Origin of the sequence: Corynebacterium sp. ACRPE (genome assembly GCF_022347435.1) — a bacterium.
GTDB lineage: Bacteria > Actinomycetota > Actinomycetes > Mycobacteriales > Mycobacteriaceae > Corynebacterium > Corynebacterium tuberculostearicum_D.
The window spans coordinates 1-1,663 of sequence record NZ_JAKRNA010000052.1; the positions used below are offsets into that span (position 1 = coordinate 1).

A 1,663-nucleotide genomic window follows, 5' to 3' on the forward strand; every position below is an offset into this window, starting at 1 on the left:
GGCGGATTCTAGTGGTCGTGGAAACACTTCCTATGTTTCGGTTGAGTTTATCAGTGCTGCCATTTTCTCGGCTGGTGTTTGAAAGCCCAGGGTTTTGCGGGGGCGGCGGTTGAGTTGCATGGCGACGAATTCTAGGTCCGCTGCACTGTGAACGCTTAGGTCTGTTCCTTTAGGGAAGTACTGCCTTAGTAGTCCATTGGTGTTTTCATTGGTGCCTCGCTGCCACGGCGAACCAGGATCGCAGAAGAACACGGGACAATTTGTAGCTACAGAAAAGGCCTTATGGCAGGCCATTTCACTTCCCTGATCCCAGGTCAGTGATCCTTTGAGATGATCTGGCAAGGTAGCAATCGCTTTAGTAAGTGCTGCATTTACTTCGGTAGCACTATGCCCATTAGGTAAATGCAGCAAGATGACATAGCGCGTGGTTCGCTCTACTAGCGTGCCAATTGCGGACTTATTACCCGCGCCTAGAATGAGGTCGCCTTCCCAATGACCTGGTACTGCCCGGTCGTCTACTTCTGCTGGGCGGTCGGAAATCATCACCATAGGGTCAACAAACCGCCTGCGGGCACTGCGCGTGCCACGAGGTCGACGTTGGGCGTGACCGCGACGCAGTGCAGCAGCGACTTCCTTTTTCAACTCACCTTTAGCCTGGAAATACAAAGACTGATAAATCGTTTCAGGACACACGTACATAGTCTCATCACCGGGGTAGCAACTGCGCAACCTCCCAGAAATCTGCTCCGGCGAGTACCTATCTTTCACCATTTCCCAAACCACCGTGCGCAAACGTGGATTGGCATCAATCTTGCGCTTTTTCGGTCTAAACCTACGCAACACCGATTTACGGTGCGCATACGTGGGAAGATACACCCCAAACTCATCCCGGTTGCGTTTAAGCTCCTTGCTGATAGTGCCAGCAGAGCGGGCAAGACGCCGAGCTATCTCACGTACACCTTTGCCTTGCCGGTCAAGATCAAAGATGAGCTCGCGCTCTTCTACCGATAAGTAGCGCGAAGAAATACGCCTATCGATACGCTGTTGCGGAATAACCTGGACTGGGACTGCTTGGCGACCATCAACGTACTCAACTACCTGCATAAGCCTGTTATACAGCGCCACATCCGGGCCAGCCGGGACAAAAGGCACACGTCCAGTGGAAAGCTTAATGACACCTTTGTCTATATCAGCAGCACTACGCGGATGAATGCCACAGGCTAAAGCGGCATCTTTGCGGCCTAAAGCATTCGCGCGCAATTGCAGATAACTACACCGGCCAGTTGTGGCCGCAGCTTTGCGGCCATGTGGATTGCGCTTCCACAAACCAAGCTCAATACCGATGCGGTACACCGGAGAAGAGCCTATAGAAAGCTGGCGCGCAATATCCATCGGTGCCACACCTTCCAGCCACAGGCGAGCTATTTCCTGACTATCAGCCGAGCCAGTAGTCCTGCGGCGCTTGCGCGGCAAGTCCAACTCACCAGCAAGCCGATACGCCACCGACCGCGCTAAACCAACCACCCCAGCAGCCGTCCGTATTGAACTACCAGCCCGAACCAACGACGCAAACCGCGCCACAACAGCAGGATCCGGAACCCATTTCGACTTCACACAATCACCTAACCCATGTCAGGTGTTTCCACGACCACTAGAAATCAGG

General features: G+C 53.6%; 1 protein-coding gene. It reads right to left on the reverse strand.

Features of this window, described 5'->3' with window-relative positions:
• Nucleotides 1–30: 30 nt before the first annotated feature.
• On the reverse strand, nt 31–1,104 hold the full coding sequence (locus MHY13_RS12045) for an IS30 family transposase (protein WP_239283241.1): 1,074 nt from the start codon (nt 1,102–1,104) through the stop codon (nt 31–33).
• Nucleotides 1,105–1,663: the final 559 nt, after the last annotated feature.

What these genes read in the sequence shown, in the direction of transcription:
- MHY13_RS12045 (WP_239283241.1), bottom strand. Translation starts at nt 1,104, where the DNA reads ATGCAGGTAGTTGAGTACGTTGATGGTCGCCAAGCAGTCCCAGTCCAG.